This window comes from Demequina sp., from assembly GCA_024707205.1.
Lineage (GTDB): Bacteria > Actinomycetota > Actinomycetes > Actinomycetales > Demequinaceae > Demequina.
Genome location: JANQAD010000001.1, coordinates 1,048,647 through 1,065,359, shown reverse-complemented (window position 1 = coordinate 1,065,359; position 16,713 = coordinate 1,048,647). Strand labels below are relative to the sequence as shown.

The 16,713-nt window shown below is 68.8% G+C and carries 15 protein-coding genes, 1 tRNA gene and 1 pseudogene; 4 read left to right on the top strand and 13 right to left on the bottom strand.

The window, feature by feature from the left end:
* Positions 1-51 precede the first annotated feature (51 nt).
* The 6 genes from NVV57_05470 to NVV57_05445 are packed head-to-tail and all read right to left on the bottom strand — an operon-like array spanning position 52 to position 6,225.
* Positions 52-975 carry a serine/threonine protein kinase gene (locus NVV57_05470; protein MCR6712164.1) on the bottom strand — a complete coding sequence of 308 codons (924 nt, stop codon included), beginning with the start codon at positions 973-975 and terminating at the stop codon, positions 52-54.
* Positions 976-977: 2 nt separating this feature from the next.
* Positions 978-2,444, bottom strand: a complete 1,467-nt coding sequence (locus NVV57_05465) for a penicillin-binding transpeptidase domain-containing protein (GenBank protein MCR6712163.1) — start codon at positions 2,442-2,444, stop codon at positions 978-980.
* A complete protein-coding gene (locus NVV57_05460; GenBank protein MCR6712162.1) occupies positions 2,441-3,784 on the bottom strand; it encodes an FtsW/RodA/SpoVE family cell cycle protein in 1,344 nt (447 codons plus the stop codon). The genes NVV57_05465 and NVV57_05460 overlap by 4 nt, the downstream gene beginning before the upstream one ends.
* Complete coding sequence (locus tag NVV57_05455) at positions 3,784-4,992, bottom strand: protein phosphatase 2C domain-containing protein (protein ID MCR6712161.1); 1,209 nt, start codon at positions 4,990-4,992, stop codon at positions 3,784-3,786. Before NVV57_05455 ends, NVV57_05460 begins: the two co-directional genes overlap by 1 nt.
* The gene (locus tag NVV57_05450) at positions 4,989-5,501 is read right to left on the bottom strand and encodes an FHA domain-containing protein (GenBank protein ID MCR6712160.1); all 513 of its coding nucleotides are present in this window, start codon (positions 5,499-5,501) and stop codon (positions 4,989-4,991) included. The genes NVV57_05455 and NVV57_05450 overlap by 4 nt, the downstream gene beginning before the upstream one ends.
* 19 nt (positions 5,502-5,520) lie before the next feature.
* Positions 5,521-6,225, bottom strand: a complete 705-nt coding sequence (locus NVV57_05445; protein MCR6712159.1) for a DUF3662 domain-containing protein — start codon at positions 6,223-6,225, stop codon at positions 5,521-5,523.
* A gap of 47 nt (positions 6,226-6,272) precedes the next feature.
* Between NVV57_05445 and NVV57_05440 the strand changes: the two genes are divergently transcribed.
* Positions 6,273-6,355: transfer RNA gene (locus NVV57_05440), tRNA-Leu, on the top strand.
* Positions 6,356-6,561: 206 nt separating this feature from the next.
* Here NVV57_05440 and NVV57_05435 read toward each other — a convergent pair.
* From NVV57_05435 to NVV57_05415, 5 genes and pseudogenes are all read right to left on the bottom strand, one after another.
* Positions 6,562-7,200, bottom strand: a complete 639-nt coding sequence (locus NVV57_05435) for a hypothetical protein (protein MCR6712158.1) — start codon at positions 7,198-7,200, stop codon at positions 6,562-6,564.
* A 39-nt stretch (positions 7,201-7,239) separates the two neighbouring features.
* Positions 7,240-7,842: a hypothetical protein gene (locus NVV57_05430; GenBank protein ID MCR6712157.1), complete on the bottom strand. Its 603-nt coding sequence runs from the start codon at positions 7,840-7,842 to the stop codon at positions 7,240-7,242.
* A 9-nt stretch (positions 7,843-7,851) separates the two neighbouring features.
* The gene (locus tag NVV57_05425; GenBank protein ID MCR6712156.1) at positions 7,852-8,082 is read right to left on the bottom strand and encodes a hypothetical protein; all 231 of its coding nucleotides are present in this window, start codon (positions 8,080-8,082) and stop codon (positions 7,852-7,854) included.
* 270 nt (positions 8,083-8,352) lie between these two features.
* Positions 8,353-9,497, bottom strand: a pseudogene (locus tag NVV57_05420) (inorganic phosphate transporter).
* A 100-nt stretch (positions 9,498-9,597) separates the two neighbouring features.
* Positions 9,598-12,039: a glycogen/starch/alpha-glucan phosphorylase gene (locus NVV57_05415; protein MCR6712155.1), complete on the bottom strand. Its 2,442-nt coding sequence runs from the start codon at positions 12,037-12,039 to the stop codon at positions 9,598-9,600.
* 191 nt (positions 12,040-12,230) lie between these two features.
* On the opposite strand from NVV57_05415, the gene rfbA reads away from it, so the two are divergent.
* From rfbA to NVV57_05400, 3 genes are read left to right on the top strand one after another with little or no spacing between them, the layout of a single operon-like run.
* Positions 12,231-13,103 (top strand): glucose-1-phosphate thymidylyltransferase RfbA, encoded by an 873-nt coding sequence (gene rfbA, locus NVV57_05410; protein MCR6712154.1) that lies wholly within the window; start codon positions 12,231-12,233, stop codon positions 13,101-13,103.
* Positions 13,100-14,086 carry a dTDP-glucose 4,6-dehydratase gene (gene rfbB / locus NVV57_05405; protein ID MCR6712153.1) on the top strand — a complete coding sequence of 329 codons (987 nt, stop codon included), beginning with the start codon at positions 13,100-13,102 and terminating at the stop codon, positions 14,084-14,086. Before rfbA ends, rfbB begins: the two co-directional genes overlap by 4 nt.
* A gap of 9 nt (positions 14,087-14,095) precedes the next feature.
* The gene (locus tag NVV57_05400) at positions 14,096-14,458 is read left to right on the top strand and encodes an RNA-binding S4 domain-containing protein (GenBank protein MCR6712152.1); all 363 of its coding nucleotides are present in this window, start codon (positions 14,096-14,098) and stop codon (positions 14,456-14,458) included.
* A 17-nt stretch (positions 14,459-14,475) separates the two neighbouring features.
* On the opposite strand, the gene NVV57_05395 is transcribed toward NVV57_05400, so the two are convergent.
* Positions 14,476-15,537: a tellurite resistance/C4-dicarboxylate transporter family protein gene (locus NVV57_05395; GenBank protein ID MCR6712151.1), complete on the bottom strand. Its 1,062-nt coding sequence runs from the start codon at positions 15,535-15,537 to the stop codon at positions 14,476-14,478.
* On the bottom strand, positions 15,537-16,703 hold the full coding sequence (locus NVV57_05390) for a glycosyltransferase (GenBank protein ID MCR6712150.1): 1,167 nt from the start codon (positions 16,701-16,703) through the stop codon (positions 15,537-15,539). The genes NVV57_05395 and NVV57_05390 overlap by 1 nt, the downstream gene beginning before the upstream one ends.
* Between the last annotated feature and the right edge of the window lie 10 nt (positions 16,704-16,713).

The following is a 16,713-nucleotide window of genomic DNA, read 5'->3' as shown; positions in this document are numbered from 1 at the left end:
CGCGGCCCGTCGGGCCGTGTACTTCGAACTATTGTGTCATTTCGCATACCGCTAGCGCCCCACGTCGGGCCGTGGACGGTACTCGCGTGGCGCGATGCTCGGCGGCATGAGCCGCTTGGCCTCCCGCGCCTCAGGTGCCGGGCCAGCGGGAGCCGGGGCAGCGTCGGGTACGTGCATGGTGGCGAGCACGCGCCGCAGGTCCTCCGCGGAGTGGGGGCGCTTTCGCGGGTTCTTCTCAAGCAGCAGCATGATCAGTTCCCGCATCCCCGGCGAGACCGAGGCCGGCAGGGGCGGCACGGCCTCGTTGACCTGCGCGATGGCGATGTCCACGGCGTTGGGCGCGGTGAAGGGCCGCTTGCCCACCACGGCCTCGAACGCGATTATCCCCAGTGCGTAGATGTCCGACGCTGGGGTCGCCGCCTTCCCGAGCGCCAGCTCTGGCGCGAGGTACTGGGCGGTTCCCATCACCATCCCCGTTGCGGTGAGAGTGGTCTGGTCCATGCCCCGGGAGACCCCGAAGTCCGTGATCTTCACCTTGTCGTCGTCGAAGATCAGCAGGTTTCCGGGCTTGATGTCGCGGTGCATGACGTGCGCGGCGTGGGCGGCCGCGAGGCCTTGGGCCGTCTGGTCGAGGATGCGGACCACGCGCGCCTCGGAGATGGTGCGGTCCCGCTCGAGGATCGAGCTGAGCGGCTCGCCGTCGACGAACTCCATCACGAGGAACGCGGTGCCGTCATGGTCGCCGTAGTCGAAGACCTGCGCGATGTTGGGGTGCGCGAGTCCAGCGGCGTTCTTCGCCTCGTTGCGGAAGCGGCGCAGGAAGGTTTCGTTGCCGGTCGCGTTCTCCTTGAGCACCTTGACGGCCACGGTGCGGTGCAGGTCGCCGTCCTCCGCCTTCCACACCTCGCCCATCCCGCCCACGGCGATGAGCGAGGTGAGCGTGTAGCGGTTGGCGAGCTCGGTGCCCGCGTGCATCTTCACGAGTCTTCCTTTGCGAGCTCGATCGCCTTCATCATGACCTTCTTGGCGATGGGAGCGGCCACCTTGCCGCCGGTCGCCTCGGAGCCGAGCGAGCCGCCGTTCTCGACGATCACGGCGACGGCCACGACGGGGTTCTCCGCGGGTGCGAAGCCGACGAACCAGGCGTGCGGCGCGGTGTCGAGCCCCGTCTCCGCCGTCCCGGTCTTGCCCGCGACCGTGACGCCGGGGATCTGGGCCGCCGTTCCGGTGCCGTTGTTGACCACGGACACCATCATCTGCGTGAGCTCGCTCGCCTCGCTTGAGGTGAGGGGGCTGCTGTAGACGGTGGGGATCGAGCGCTGGATAACGCTGAGGTCGCTCGCGCGCGCCGTGTCCACGAGGTACGGCGACATGAGCACACCCCTGTTGGCGATCGCCGCCGTGACCATGGCCATCTGCATCGGCGTGGCGCGAACGTCGAACTGGCCGATGGAGCTCATGGCGACCTGAGCGTCGTCCGGGTTGAGCGGGAGGCGGCTCGGCGTGACGACCAAGGGGACGCGGAACGTGTCCGTCCAGCCGAACTCGATGGCCTTCCTCTGGACCGCGTCCCAACCCAGGGTGATGCCGAGATCGGCGAACGCGGTGTTGCAGCTCACGGTCAGCGCCTGCTCCAGAGTGATCTGCTCCGTCTTGCCACAGCTCTCGCCGCCGTAGTTCTCGATGCTCTTGGACGAGTTGGGAAGGGGAAGCGAGTCCGGGGCGTAGACGGTCGAATCCGGGGTGTAGCCGGCGTCGAGGGCGGCGGCGGAGACGATCAGCTTGAAGGTGGAGCCCGGCGGGTAGGTGTCTCCCGCGACCGCGCGGTTGACGAGCGGGCCGTCCGGGTCGGCGTCGAGAGCCGCGTAGGCGTCATTGACCTCTTGGGTGTCGTGGCCCGCGAGGACCGCGGGATCGAAGGTGGGGCTCGTGACCATCGCGAGGATCGCGCCGGTCTTGGGGTCGATCGCGACCACCGCACCCTTCTGGTTGCCGAGCGCCTCTGCCGCTGTTCGCTGGAGCTCCTCGCGCAGAGTCAGCTCTATCGACGCCCCTTGCTGCTCCCGGCCGCCGAAGAGGTCGCGGAGTCGGTTCCAGAACAGCGCGTCCGAGGTGCCCGCAAGCAGTGAGTTCTCCGTCTGCTCGAGCGCCGTCTTGCCGAATACGATCGAGTAGTACCCGGTGGCGGAGGCGTAGAGCTTGCCGTCCGTGTAGGTGCGCTGGAAGTTGTACGGGTCATCGATTGGCTTCGAGAAGACCACTGACTCGCCGTCCACCACGAACGGCCCGCGGAAGTTGCCGAACTCGCGGTACAGGGTGCGGACGTTGCGGGAGTCCGAGTTGAGCGACCCTGCCTGGATCACCTGGGTCCAGCTCGCAGCGATCATGAGCGCGAGGAACATGACGAGGGTGACCACGCTGAGGCGGCGGACGGGCTCGTTCATGCGGTCACCTCCTGCGGTCGCCTTGCCTGATCGGAGATTCGCAACAGGAGCGCCACGATGATCCAGTTGGCGATCATCGCGGAGCCGCCGTAGGCGAGGAAGGGCGTCGCGAGACCGGTCAGCGGGATGACTCGCATGACGCCGCCCACCACGATGAACGTCTGCAGCGCGATCGTGAAGCCGAGGCCGGCGGCGAGCAGTTTGCCGAAGCCGTCGCGGACCCCGATGGCGGTGCGCATGGCCCGCTGCACCACGATCACGTAGAGCAAGAGGATCGCGAGCAGTCCCGTGAGCCCAAGCTCCTCGCCGAGCGAAGGCACGATGAAGTCCGAGTAGGCGTAGGGCACCAGGTCCGGACGCCCTTGACCCAGGCCCGTGCCGAAGAGGCCACCGGACGCCATGCCGAACAGGCCCCGGACCAGCTGCTCGCTCTGGCCGGAGGAGTAGACGTCGGGATCGAGAGCGTGCAGCCAGGCCACGTAGCGCACGCGCACGTGGCCGAAGAAGGTGCCCGCGAATGCGGCGCCGATCAGGAACAGCCCAACGCCGAGCACCACCCAGCTGGTGCGGCGCGTGGCCACGTAAAGCATTCCCACGAAGATGCCGAAGAGCAGGAGCGACGTGCCGAGGTCGCGCTCCGCGACCTGCACCACGATCGCGGCGGCCCACACCACGAGGAGGGGCCCCATGTCGCGCGCCCGCGGGAAGCGGATGCCGAGGATCTTGGGGCCGGCGACGGCGAGCGTGTCACGATTGGTCTGCAGGTAGCCCGCGAAGAAGATGACGAACGCGATCTTTGCGAACTCGCCGGGCTGCAGCGAGCGGCCGAACAGCTTGATCCAGATTTGCGCCCCGTTCACTGCGTGGCCGATGACCGGCATGAGCGGGAGGATGAGGCCGATGAGGCCAAGCACCCCCGCCGTGTAGGTGAAGCGCCGCAGCACGCGGTAGTCGCGGAGCACCAGCACCACGGTGATGCAAAGGCCTACCCCAACGAGCACCCACATGGTCTGGGTCTCGCCAAAGTGCGTGGGTTTGCCTCGCGCCGCCCACGCGAAGTCGATGCGCCGGATCATGGCCAGGCCGATGCCGGTGAGGGCGGAGACCGCGGGCACGATCACGGGGTCAGCGTCGGGCGCCCACCGCCGCAGCGCGATGTGGATCGCGAGGAGCACCGCCACGACCACCACGGTGTACCAGACCATCTGCGAGATCACGATGACGTCCGCGTGGTAGTCCACGAGTCCGCGAGCGGCGACCGTCACGAGCGCCGCGAGGCCCAGCAGCATCAACTCGGAGCCGCGTCCTCGCTGGTAACGGACCGTGGAGACGGTGGCCATCAGCCACCCGCCTGCAGGCCCGTGATCACCGCATGGGCCTCGTCAACTCCACTCACCCTGATCGTCGCCTCGATGCGATCGCGCGCGTACGGCTCGAGGCTGTCGAGCGCGATGTCGGTGTCCTCCACCACCGTGGAGAGCTCCAGCGGGCCCACCGTCCCTGGAACTCCGCGGAAGATGGCGACCACGCCGGCGTTCTCGCCCACGTAGTACTGATTCTGCGTCCACGCGTAGAAGCCCCAGGCCGCGGCGATGAGCGCGATGACGACGATGAGCGCGAGCATCCACCCGCGCCACTTCTCCCAGAAGCGCCCCCACCTGGAGGGCTCGTCTTCGTCTTCGTCGGCCGGGCCTGGCGCGAGTTGCGCGGCCCTCGCGGCGGGCGTGCCAACGGCGCCCGACGGCCGGTGCCGGTCCATCGCCACGGCACCGACGATTTGGGCCGCGGTTGAGGGGCCGACGCCGTCAGGGGCCTCGTCGATGTCGACGATGTCGCCGATGATGCACGTCACGTTGTCAGGGGCGCCGGCAGCGAGCGCGAGGGCCACGAGGGCGTCGGCGCAGTCGCCAGGGTCCTCGACCTCGAGCATCGTGGTGTGGATGGTGTCGCGGCTGACGACGCCGCTGAGCCCATCCGAGCACACCATCCAGCGGTCCCCAAGCTTGGTCTCGCGGACGGAGATGTCCACGGGGACGTTCGCGTCGATGTCGCCGAGCACCCGGAGGATGAGGTTGCGCTTTGGATGGTTCTCGGCGTCGGCCACGGAGAGGCGGCCGGTGTCGACGAGGTGCTGCACAAAGGTGTGGTCGCTCGTGACCTGATCGAGGGAGCCTTGGCGCAGTAGGTACGCGCGGGAGTCGCCGATGTGCGCCATCGCGAGCGTGGAGCCGGAGCGCAGCAGCGCGGTCACGGTGGTCCCCAGCCCGCTCAGTTCGGGATCGTTGCGCGCGCGGCTGACGATCTGCTCGTGGGCCTCGGAGATGGCTCGCTTGAGCTCGTCGAGGGCCTCGTCCGGGCCGAGCGCCTCGCCGTCGAGCGCCGCGAGGCGGGCCACCGCGATGGACGAGGCGATGTCGCCACCTGCCGCGCCGCCCATGCCGTCGGCCACGAGCAGCAGGTGCGGCCCCGCGTAGCCGGAGTCCTGGTTGTTGGCGCGAGTGAGGCCAACGTCGGTGCGGGCCGCGTAGTGGAAGGCGAGGAACGTCACGAGTCCAGCTCCAGGGTGGTCGCGCCGATCCGCACCTGGTCGCCGCGGCGCAGCGGCACGGGATCCGTCACCTTCTGGTTGCCGAGGAAGGTGCCGTTGGTGGAGCCGAGATCCTCGACCATCCATTGGCCCCGCTCGGGGAAGATGCGGCAGTGCCGCGCAGAGGCGTAGTCGTCGTCGATGACGAGGGTGCACGTCGGCGCCCTGCCGATCAGCACCGGGGCCGAGCTCAGCGGCAGGCTCGTGCCCTTGAGCGGGCCGGCCGTGACGTGAAGCCGAGCCGCAGGCGCCTCGTCGGGACCCGTCTTGACCCCAGTGGCGCCCCTGGTGGGGGCGGCGGTCTTCTCAGCCACAGCGTCGGGCTGACGCTTGGCCTTGCGCCCGCGGCCGCGAGCGGTGACGCGCGTGCCGTAGAGGTCCGCGCGGAGCACGCCGATGCTGGACAGCACCAACAGCCACAGCAAGACGAGGAAGCCCAGCCTGAGGAGGGTGATCGAGAGCTGGCTCATTGCGCTGTCAACGGCCCCGTCAGTCCTCGTCCGCGATGACCGCGTCCCAGTACATGATTGGCGTGCGGCCGATGCGGATCGCGTTGCCGTCCACGAGCGTGACCTCGGTGATGCGCTGCTCCTCGACGAACGTGCCGTTGGTGGAGCCGAGATCGGTGAGGATCGTGCCCTCCGGGGTGACCTCGAAGCGGACGTGCCTGCGGCTCACGCCGTTGTCGTCCACCACGATGTCCGCCTCCGTGCCGCGGCCGATGACCGTGGTGGCGCCCGTGAGGTTGTAGCGCTGGCCGTCGATCTCGAGTAGCGGAAAGCGGCTCAGCGGATCCGGGCTCGTAGCAGGGGCGACGGGGCCGCGAGTGGTGCGGCTCGATACGGCGTAGCGGCCCGTGCCGAGCGACTCGTCCTCCTGGAACGCGACGTCCACCGCGCCCACGAAGGCGTACCTCAGGCTGCGCGCGTGGTCCTCGAGGGAGTCCTGGAGCTCGTGGGCGAGGGCCTCGTCTCCCCAGCTCGTGACGGTCTCGAAGTCCGTTGGCGAGAGCGAGATGATGTACTCGTTGGGAGCGACGGTGCGGTTTCGGTCCACGGCGGCCGCCCGGGCGTCGCATTCGCGCTTGACCGCGGCCGCGAGTTCAACGGGCTTGACGCCGGACTTGAAGGTCTTGGCGAAGGCGGACTGCATGGCGTTCTCCACGCCCTTCTCGAACCGATCCAGCACGCCCATCCCTCCATCGTATAGGGGGGTCCCAGCGTGCTATCGTTATCCCTCGCGCGCGAGTGGCGGAACGGCAGACGCGCTGGCTTCAGGTGCCAGTGTCCGAAAGGGCGTGGGGGTTCAAATCCCCCCTCGCGCACTAGTGAAGGCCCCCAGGGAACTGGGGGCCTTTTCGTTTGCCCGCTGCCCGACGCCGGGGCCGGGTTTCGCGCCCGGCTCTCCCCAGCGTCGGGCCGGCCCTTCTCATGCCGCGGCCCTGGAATGGGCCCTGAGTGTCACGAAACTCGATTTTCGTGACACTCAGAGCCCATTCGGGCGGACAGTGAGGTGGGCGCGGCAGGACGCCTATGCCGCTAGCTCCCGCACCCAGCGGGTCCCGTGCGGCGCGAATCCCATGCGGCGCAGATAGACCTCGTCGGTGGAATCCGTTTCCTCGACCTCGAGCCTGCGGAAGCCCGCCTCCTCGAGGGTGTGGGACTCGCGGTACACGAACTCGCCAGGGGTGAAGTCCCGGAAGCTCGGCTTGACCCAGTCGAGCTCGACGACGCCAACCCCGGCGCCCTCGTTGCGCAGCGCGACCACCCCGACGTTCTCGTCGCCGCGCACCACGAGGAACGCCGAGCGGGCGCCGTCGGCCGGAGCGGAGGCCGCGAAGTCCGGCTGGACCTTGGCGATGTCCTCCGCGTGGGTCGCGAGCACGTGCTGCAGGAACCCGTCGCCGGCGGCGACGGGGATGACCTTGTACACCGCATCGTCGTGGCGCTCGCGCGTCAGGCGCCAGATCCACACCGCATCGATGATGGCGATCGCCAGGTTCATGGCGAAGAACGGCCACAGTTGGATGGCGGCGTTGTACACGGTGGCGATCACCGAGCCCGCGAGATTCATCCACCGGAACCGCAGCACGCGCGCCACCATGAGCGACCACACAACGAGGATGGAGCCGATCCATCCGAAGGCAATGAACCACAGTTGTTCTGTCATGCGGCCAACACTAGGCGCGCGCGGCGGGTGCCGCCCGGGCTACTCCCAGGAGCTGCGGTTGGTCCCGGCGAGTGGCCCTTCAGTGCGCCTGCGGCGCTGGCCCTCCGCGACCACTATGTCGATGCGCTCGGTCTCGCTCTCGTGGCGCCTGCGCCAGTAGACGACGGTCGCCCAAGCGCTCCCGAGCACGAGGGACACCACCTGCGTGAGCACCACGATCCACTCCGGCGGCCTGCCGACGTGGCCGCAGTAGCCGTCGATGCGGTCGCCGCAGCCGATGGCGCTCAGGAGGAAGAAGAACACGATGCCGCACACGAGGAAGAGCGCCAAGAGCACCCGCCCCACCCACAGCGTCCTCGACGCGAACTCGCGCCGCTCGTGGAGCACGGCGGCTCCCTGCTCGCTGAGCAGGAAGGCCTTGTTCGCCTCCCACAGCGCGGCGCCGCGCGATCGCGACCACAGCAAGAGGGCGATTCCCGTGGCCAACAGGGCGACCACCGCGATGCCCGCCAACGAAGCTTTACGGGCGCCAAACTCGCCTCCGAGCAGCAGCAGGCCGATGCCCCCAGCCACCGTGAGGCCGATGCCTATCGCGCGCGCGAGGTCAACCCGCGAGGGATCCGTGTACGTCGGCGATGACACAGCGCCAGGCTAGTGCCCGCCGGCGGCGATGAAGATGAGGGCGAACAGGATCGCGCCCACGACAACGGCGAAGCACGTATAGGCGGCGACCTTGAGCAGCGTCGCCGAGCGGCCGACGGCTCGCGAAGAGACGTCGAGCGACCTCACCCCAAGCGCGTAGAGGGCGGGCAGTCCGGCGCCGATGAGCAGGCCGAAGATGACGATGTTGAAGAGTGCGTCCCACTCCACGTATGTGCCCATGTTCGCCTCCTACTTCTTCTTCGACGTCTTCTTGGTGGTCTTCTTGGAATGCGACGCGGCCTTCGCCTTGGACTTGGTGGCCGCCTTCTGACGCGACTTCTTCTTCGCGGTCGCTGTCTTCTTGACGGAGCCCTTCTTCGCCTGCTTCTTGGCCTGCTGCGTCTTGGACTTCTTCTTGAGCTTCTTCGGCACCGGCGCCGGCTTGCGCTTTCGCTTGCGCGGGGGCTTGCGCACGCGCATGAGGTGCGGATTGTGCATCGTCAGCGACTCGGCGAGGATCGCCTCGTTGTCCGCGATCGGGTCCCACTCGTCGTTCACGTTCGCGGCGCTGATGGGCTGGCGGCGGGACAGGATGAAGATGAACCCGGCCGTCGCCACCAGCAGCGCGAACACCACGATCGGCCCCGTCGTGGGCGTGAACGTGTTGCTGAACAGGTCGCCGATGCCGTAGAGGAGGCCGCCGACGAGGGCGGCGGCCGCACGGTGACGAGCCACGCCACGAACATCTTGCGGGCTACGGACCACTGCACTCGCGCCCGGCGCCCGACGCCGGTGCCAAGAATGGAGCCCGTGGCCACATGGGTGGTGGACAGTGAGTAGCCGAAGTGGCTGGACAGCAGGATCACCGACGCGGACGACATGTCCGCGGACATCCCCTGGCGCGAGTCGAGCCGGACGAGCCCCTTGCCCAAGGTGCGGATAACGCGCCACCCGCCGGTGTACGTGCCCAGAGCCATGGCGAGCGCACACGCGACGATGACCCAGGGCGGAACCCCAGCGTCGGGCGGCACCGCGTCAGCCGCAATGAGCGCGAGCAGGATGATGCCCATCGTCTTCTGCGCGTCATTGGTGCCGTGCGCGAGCGCCATGAGCGAAGCGGAGCCGATCTGGCCCCAGCGGAACGACTGGTCATTGTGCTTCTGCGAGACGCTGCGCGTGATGCGGGTCACGAGCCACGTGCCCGCACCCCCCACCGCGATCGCGATGATGGGGGCGACCAACGCGGGAATCATCACCTTCGAGGCGAGGCCGCTCCAGATCACGCCCTCGGACCCCGCGGCCGCGAGCACCGCACCCACCACGCCGCCGACGAGCGCGTGCGAGGAGCTCGACGGGAGCCGCACGAGCCACGTCACGAGGTTCCAGATGATCCCGCCGGCGAGACCGGCGAGGACAACGGCGAGCGTCACGACGGCGGCGTCGACGATGCCCTTGGCGATGGTCGCGGCAACCGTGAGGGACAGGAAGGCGCCCACCATGTTGAGCACGGCGGCGAGCATGACCGCCTGCTTGGGCTTGAGGGCGCGCGTAGCGATGGATGGGGCCATCGCGTTGCCGGTGTCGTGGAAGCCGTTGGTGAAGTCGAAGACGAGGGCGGTCACCACGACGAGCACCAGAAGGGCGGTTTCCGTCACGGCGTCAATTGTGGAGCATTACGAGCCGTCACGTGACCGCAAAGGTCCACTGCGAGCAAACTCACAGTCGACTCGCAGTGGACTCGCAGGGGTGTCTAGGTCAGGCGCGCCAGATGCGGTCGAGGTAGTCGCGGATGGAGCGGTCCGAGCTGAAGAAGCCCGAGCGGGCCACATTGAGGATCGCGGATCGCGTCCACGCGTCCTGATCCTTCCAGGCGGCGTCCACGCGCTCCTGCGCCTCCACATACGCGCGGAAGTCCGCGAGAGCCATGAAGCGGTCGCGCTCCACGAGGCTCGCGAACACCGAGGACACGGCGCCGTCACGGTCCCCAACGGTGAACGCGCCGGAGGCGAGGAGGTTGAGCGCGTTGCGGAGGTCCTCGTCCTGCTCGTAGTAGTCGCCGGGGCGGTAGCCCTTGGCGTGCAGAGCCTCGACCTGGGGCTCGGCCATGCCGAAGAGGAAGAAGTTCTCGTCCTCGACCAGCCTGCGGATCTCCACATTGGCGCCGTCGTCGGTGCCGATGGTGAGGGCGCCGTTGAGCGCGAACTTCATGTTTCCCGTTCCCGACGCCTCCTTGCCGGCGAGCGAGATCTGCTCGCTGAGGTCGGCGGCGGGGATGAGCGTCTCCGCGAGCGTGACGTTGTAGTTGGCCGGGAAGGCGACCTTGAGGCGGCCCTTGAGCGAAGCGTCGGCGTTGATCGTGGCGCCTACCGCGTTGATCAGGTAGATCGTCTCCTTGGCGCGCACGTAGCCGGGCGCCGCCTTTGCGCCGAACACGAAGGTGCGCGGCGTGACGTCCTCGAGCGCCACCTTGCCGGTGGTGATCTTCTCGTAGAGCGAGATGATGTGGAGCAGTTTCAGGGACTGGCGCTTGTACTCGTGGAGGCGCTTGACCATCGCGTCCACCATGCCGTCCTCCGCGAGCTCAAGCCCGTCGCGGGCCTTGAGCACGGTGGCGAAGCGGGCGCGGTTGGCCGCCTTGACCGCGGCGAAGCGCTCGCGGAACTCCTCGTCGTCGGCGAAGGCCTCGAGGCCGCGCAGGCGCTCGAGGTTGGTGAGCCAGCCATCGCCGATCGCCTCGGTGATGAGCTGCGAGAGCCCTGGGTTCGCCATGCGCACGAAGCGCCGCGGGGTGACCCCGTTGGTGACGTTCGTGAACTTGTCCGGGTACATCTGGGCGAAGTCCTTGAGCACCTTGTCGCGCAGCAGCTCGCTGTGGAGCTCGGCCACGCCGTTGACCTTGAAGCCCGCGACGGTGGCGAGGTAGGCCATGCGGATGGCGCGCACCGGCTCCTCGGCGACGATGGACATGTGGCGCTCGCGGAGGAGGTCGCCGGGGAAGGCCTCGCGGACGTCCTCGAGGAAGTTGTCGTTGATGCGGTAGATGATCTCGAGGTGCCGCGGGAGCAGGCGACCGAGCAGGTCGACGGGCCACACCTCGAGCGCCTCCGGCAGCAGCGTGTGACACGTGTACGCGAAGACCTGCTGCGTGACGGCCCAAGCCTCGTCCCACTCCCAGCCGCGCTCGTCGATCAGCAGGCGCATGAGCTCCGGGACCGCGATCACGGGGTGGGTGTCGTTGAGCTGGAAGGTGATCCGCTCCGGGAGGCGGTGCAGGTCGTAGCCCTCCGGCAGCACCTTGTTGATGAAGTCGCTCAGCGAGCACGCGACAAAGAAGTACTGCTGCTGCAGACGCAGCTCCTTGCCCTGAGGCGTGGAGTCCTCCGGGTAGAGCACCTTGGAGATGTTCTCTGCCTGAGTCTGCGCGGCGACGGCGTCCGCGTAGTCGCCGGAGTTGAAGATCTTGAGGTCGAACTCCTGGGTGGCGCGGGCGCTCCACAGGCGCAGCGTGTTGACGCGGCCGTTGCGGTAGCCGGGAACCATGTAGTTGTAGGGAACGCCGTTCACGTCCCACTCGGGCACCCAGCGGCGGGCGCCGTTCGTGGCGCCGGGCGCCTCCTCGACATGACCGCCGAAGTGCACGCGCACGGCGTTCTCGGGGTGCGGCAGCTCCCACGGGGAGCCGAGCCGCAGCCAGTCGTCGGGGTCCTCCACCTGGTTGCCGTCCTCGAAGCGCTGCTTGAAGATGCCGTACTCGTAGCGGATGCCGTACCCGATGGACTGGATGTCCATGGTCGCGAGCGAGTCGATGAAGCACGCGGCGAGGCGCCCGAGACCGCCGTTGCCGAGGCCCGGCTCGATCTCCGCGTCGCGCAGGTCGTCGAGCTCGATGCCGAGGCTCGCGAGGGAGCTGCGCGCGATGTCCTCAAGGTCGGCGGCGAGCAGGTTGTTGTCGAGCTGGCGGCCCAGGAGGAACTCAGCGGACATGTAGGCGACGGTCTTCTCCTGGCGCTCCTGCTGGACGCGCGACGTCTCGAGCCACCGCGTCATCAGGTACGCCCGCACGGTCCTCGCGAGCGCGAGGTACTTGTCGTTCGTGGAGGCCCGGTTGAGGTCTACGCCCTGCCCAAAGTTCACCTCCCGCAGAAATTCGCGGGTGAAACTCTCGACGGTGTACTCGCGCGCGGCGACGGGAAGCATGCTCACGGGGTAAATGTATGCGCTTTCATCCGGGACCGGGAGCCAGGTAGCACAGAGTTAACATTCGCCCGCCCTTCCCGCCCGACGCTGGGGTTGGGTGGCACGCACAGGTCACCACAGCGTCGGGCCGCCCTGCGGCGCGGACGCACGGCGCCCAGGCTCGGCACTGCGCCGCCCCTAGACTTGCCCCCATGCGCGGCATCATCCTCGCGGGCGGTTCCGGGACGCGCCTGCACCCCATCACCAAGGGGATCTCCAAGCAGCTGACGCCCGTGTACGACAAGCCGCTCGTCTACTACCCGCTGTCGACCCTCATGCTCGCCGGGATTCGCGACATTCTGGTGATCTCCACCCCGCACGACCTGCCGCAGTTCGAGCGGCTGCTCGGCGACGGCTCCGCGTTCGGGATCTCGCTGACCTACGCGGTGCAGGCGGAGCCCAACGGACTGGCGCAGGCCTTCGTGATCGGGGCGGACCACGTTGGCGGTGACTCGGCGGCGCTCGTGCTCGGCGACAACCTCTTCTACGGCCCCGGCCTGGGCCTTAACCTCGAGCGGTTCCGCGATGTCGAGGGCGCCGTGGTGTTCGCGTACCGCGTCGCCGATCCGACGGCGTACGGCGTCGTGGAATTCGACGCGGCCGGCCGCGCGCTGAGCCTCGAGGAGAAGCCCGAGCACCCTCGCTCCGAGTTCGCCGTGCCCGGCCTGTACTTCTACGACAACTCGGTGGTGGACCGCGCCCGCGAGCTCGCTCCCTCCGCTCGCGGTGAGTACGAGATCACGGACCTCAACCGCACCTACCTCGACACCGGCCGACTGCACGTGGAGGTGCTCCCGCGCGGCACCGCCTGGCTCGACACCGGCACGTTCGACTCGCTTCTCGAGGCGAGCCAGTTCGTGCAGACGGTGGAGAAGCGCCAGGGCCTCAAGATCGGCTCGCCGGAGGAGATCGCGTGGAGGCGCGGCTGGCTCAGCGACGACGCCCTCGCGGCCACCGCGCGCGGCCTCGCCAAGTCTGGCTATGGCGACTACCTGCTGGGCCTTCTCGAGCGGGAGCGCAAGTGAAAGTCCTGGTAACTGGCGGGGCGGGGTTCATAGGCTCCAACTTTGTGCACCTCACCCTGGCAACGAGGCCCGACGCTGTGGTCACCGTTCTCGACAACCTCACCTACGCGGGGAACCAGGCCTCGCTGCCTCCCGCGGTGGAGTTCGTCAAGGGCGATGTCGCAGACCCCGACATCGTCGACGCCCTCGTGGCAGCGTCGGACCTGGTGGTGCACTTCGCGGCCGAGAGCCACAACGACAACTCTCTCGACGACCCCTCGCCGTTCGTGCACACCAACCTCATCGGCACCTTCACGCTGCTCGAGGCGGCCAGGCGCCACAAGACCAGGTACCACCACATCTCGACGGACGAGGTCTACGGGGACCTCGAGCTCGACGACCCCGCCAAGTTCACTCCCGAGACGCCGTACAACCCCTCCTCGCCGTACTCGTCGACGAAGGCGGGCTCGGACCTGCTGGTGCGCGCGTGGGTGCGGTCCTTTGGGGTGGCGGCGACGATCAGCAACTGCTCCAACAACTACGGGCCCTACCAGCACGTGGAGAAGTTCATCCCGCGCCAGATCACCAACGTGATCGATGGCGAGCGGCCAAAGCTCTACGGCGCCGGGCTCAATGTGCGCGACTGGATTCACGTTGACGACCACAACTCGGGCGTGTGGGCGATCATCGACCGCGGCGCTATCGGCGAGACGTACCTCATCGGCGCGGACGGCGAGGTGAACAACGTCACGGTGGTGCGCACGATCCTCGAGCTGATGGGCGAGGACCCGGACGCCTTCGAGCATGTCAACGACCGCCCCGGTCACGACCTCCGCTACGCCATCGACGCGAGCCGCCTGCGGGAGGAACTGGGCTGGGAGCCGCGGTATGGCGACTTCCGCTCGGGGCTGGCCGCGACCATCGACTGGTATCGCGAGAACGAGGCGTGGTGGCGCCCGGCCAAACTCGCGACCGAGCTCAAGTACGAGCGCCTTGGGCGCTGAGGCCCGGCCGTGAGCACGCGGATCGACGCGTGGCTCTGGGCGGTGCGCGTCTACAAGAGCCGCACGTTGGCCACAGCCGCGTGCCGCGCGGGCCACGTGCGGATCAACGGCGAGAAGGCTAAGGCGTCCACCACCGTGGTCGAGGGCTCGACGGTCGTGGTGCGCGTCGGCGGTCGCGATCGAATCTTCGAGGTGGTGCAGCTGCTGTCCAAGCGCGTGGGCGCGGAGCCGGCGGCCGCCGCGTATATCGACCGCACGCCAAAGGAGCTGCCGCGCGACCAGGGCGCGCCGGCCTTCGCGGTGCGCGAGCGCGGCGCGGGGCGCCCCACCAAGCGCGAGCGGCGGCAGATCGACAAGCTACGGGGCCGGTAGCGCCCGCGCCGCCGCGATCAGCCGGTTGCTTCGCTGGGGGCCGCCGGGCTCTCCTCCGCGCGCAAGGTCCGTCCCAAGTGGCGCGCCATCGCGACGAAGGTCAGCAGCCAGGCCGCCAGGGCCACCCAGATCTCCACGCTTCCCACGAGCTCCACGAGCGGCAGCTTGTCCGCGCGGCCAAGGTAGATGCTCGCCACCCCGTACATCCCGAGCGGGAAGATGATCGACCACATCGTCGCCTCGTAGCGCAGCGGGATGCGCCGCACCACATGCCGCCACACGCCCGCGGCCACGAGCACCGGGATGAGCCACGTGGCGAACGACCACACCACCACGGACATGCCGGCGATGAGCCCGCGCGTCGCATCCACCATGGGCGCGGACTCCATCTCCACGATCCGCGCCCCCGCAAGCACCGTGATCGCGAGCGCTCCCATGGACACCCAGTACGGCGGCGTCAGCTCCTCAGGGCCAAAGGGGTAGTTCATCAGGCGCAGCATGACGATCACGCCCGTCGCCGCGTACAGGAACACGCCAACCGACCACGACATGACGGCGAGCAGCGCAAGCTCGCGCCTGCCGGTGACGAAGTGCGGTTCGAGCGTGGCGGCGACGACCGCCACCGACTGGCTCGCGACCACCCAGATGAACCACGTGCCGTTCGCGAGCGCGACCACCGGCCGCTCCTTGCGCCCAAGCGCCGCAGTCCACGGAATCACGTAGCCGAGCACGAGCCACACGAGGAACGCGCACGTCAGCAGCACCACTGCCACTCGGTACGCCCCGCCAACCGCGAGCCGGTTCGCGAGCACATTGGTGCCCGCGACGAGCGTGAAGAACCCAAAGGCGCGGCGCGGGTCCATGAAGTCGTCCACGAGCGCGCTGCGGAACTTCACGAACCTCCATGCGTTGAGCGCGAGCAGCGTGACGAACGCGACCGCGCACACCACCAGCAGCACGCGGGACAGCGCCATCACGTTCTCGAGCGCGAGGCCAACGGAGATGATGCCGGTGGCCATCACGAGCGCGAAGTAGCCCGGGGTCAACGTTTTGACGGCCGCCGCCATCCGGGCGCGCATTACGCGATCACCTCGGCGAGCAGCGCCCGGTAGCCCGCGCCAACGGCGTCGACCGTGTAGTCGAGCGCGCGCCTCGCCGCCGCCTCTCCCAGTGCCCGACGCTTCCCCGGGTCCGCGGCCAGCTCACCGATCGCGGTGGCCAGGGCTTCGTAGTCACCCGGCGGCACGAGCACACCGGACTCGGCGGGGACGACGGCCTCGTTCAGACCGGGCAGGTCCGAAGCCACCACCGCGAGCCCGGATCCCATGGCCTCGAGCATCGCCACCGGCAGCCCGTCCTGATCCCCCGAGGAGGCCGGCCGGGAAGGGAACACCGCGATGTCCGTGTGCCGATAGACGGAGTCCAGCTCCTCGCGGCCCAACTGGCCCGCGAAGGTGACGCGCCCGCCCAAGCCAGCCGCGGCGCCCTCGAGCGAAGCGCGCTCGGGGCCGTCGCCCACGATGGTGAGCACAGCGTCGGGCACGGGGCCGTTGACCAGCGCCTCGAGGGCCGAGAGCAGCACGTCGAAGCCCTTCTTCTCCACCAGCCGGCCAACCGCGAGCAGCCGCACCGGCCCCTCGGACGGCTCCGGCGTCACCACGGAGAATCGCGCGCCCATGGGCATGACGCGCACATCGTGCGCCCCAAGCAAGCGGGCGCGCGAAGCCATGTCCGAGTTCATCACCGTCAACACGGTGGAGGCCCGCGCCACCCGGCGCTTGAGCCACCGGAACGGCGCCGAGTTGAGCGCGTAGAGGTCGCCGCCGAGCGTGGTCACCACGAGGGGCGCTCGCCGCGACAGCGCGCGAGCGGATACTCCGGCCGGGATGAGCCAGTGGGCATGGACAACGTCCGGCCGCACCCGGCGGAACTCCCGCCGCACCGCGAGCCACTGGGAGGCCATGAGGAACGGCACCTGCACCACCGCCCACCGCGAAGACCGCACATTCTCGAGGATCGCGCCGTGCGCGACCGTCTCCCAGCGCCGCGGAAAGTAGCGGTGACGCACCACGGTGAGGGGGCCGTCGGCCTCCCTGGGCGCACCGCCGGGAACGGCCGGTACCAGTACCGTCACGTCAAACGAGGCGGCCAGCTCGAGGCACAGGTCGCGCACGAACGCCGGGGTGCCGTCGCCGGGCCTCACGGGGTACGTCGTGGCCACGACGAGCGCGCGTGGGAGGGCCATAGACTGCTTT

Excerpts from the sequence above, each read along its gene's own strand:
- NVV57_05470 (MCR6712164.1), bottom strand. The coding sequence starts at position 975 with ATGCACGCGGGCACCGAGCTCGCCAACCGCTACACGCTCACCTCGCTC.
- rfbA (MCR6712154.1), top strand. The coding sequence starts at position 12,231 with ATGCGCGGCATCATCCTCGCGGGCGGTTCCGGGACGCGCCTGCACCCC.
- NVV57_05460 (MCR6712162.1), bottom strand. The coding sequence starts at position 3,784 with ATGGCCACCGTCTCCACGGTCCGTTACCAGCGAGGACGCGGCTCCGAG.
- NVV57_05390 (MCR6712150.1), bottom strand. The coding sequence starts at position 16,703 with ATGGCCCTCCCACGCGCGCTCGTCGTGGCCACGACGTACCCCGTGAGG.
- NVV57_05445 (MCR6712159.1), bottom strand. The coding sequence starts at position 6,225 with ATGGGCGTGCTGGATCGGTTCGAGAAGGGCGTGGAGAACGCCATGCAG.
- NVV57_05465 (MCR6712163.1), bottom strand. The coding sequence starts at position 2,444 with ATGAACGAGCCCGTCCGCCGCCTCAGCGTGGTCACCCTCGTCATGTTC.
- NVV57_05415 (MCR6712155.1), bottom strand. The coding sequence starts at position 12,039 with ATGCTTCCCGTCGCCGCGCGCGAGTACACCGTCGAGAGTTTCACCCGC.
- NVV57_05395 (MCR6712151.1), bottom strand. The coding sequence starts at position 15,537 with ATGCGCGCCCGGATGGCGGCGGCCGTCAAAACGTTGACCCCGGGCTAC.
- NVV57_05425 (MCR6712156.1), bottom strand. The coding sequence starts at position 8,082 with ATGGGCACATACGTGGAGTGGGACGCACTCTTCAACATCGTCATCTTC.
- NVV57_05435 (MCR6712158.1), bottom strand. The coding sequence starts at position 7,200 with ATGACAGAACAACTGTGGTTCATTGCCTTCGGATGGATCGGCTCCATC.
- NVV57_05450 (MCR6712160.1), bottom strand. The coding sequence starts at position 5,501 with ATGAGCCAGCTCTCGATCACCCTCCTCAGGCTGGGCTTCCTCGTCTTG.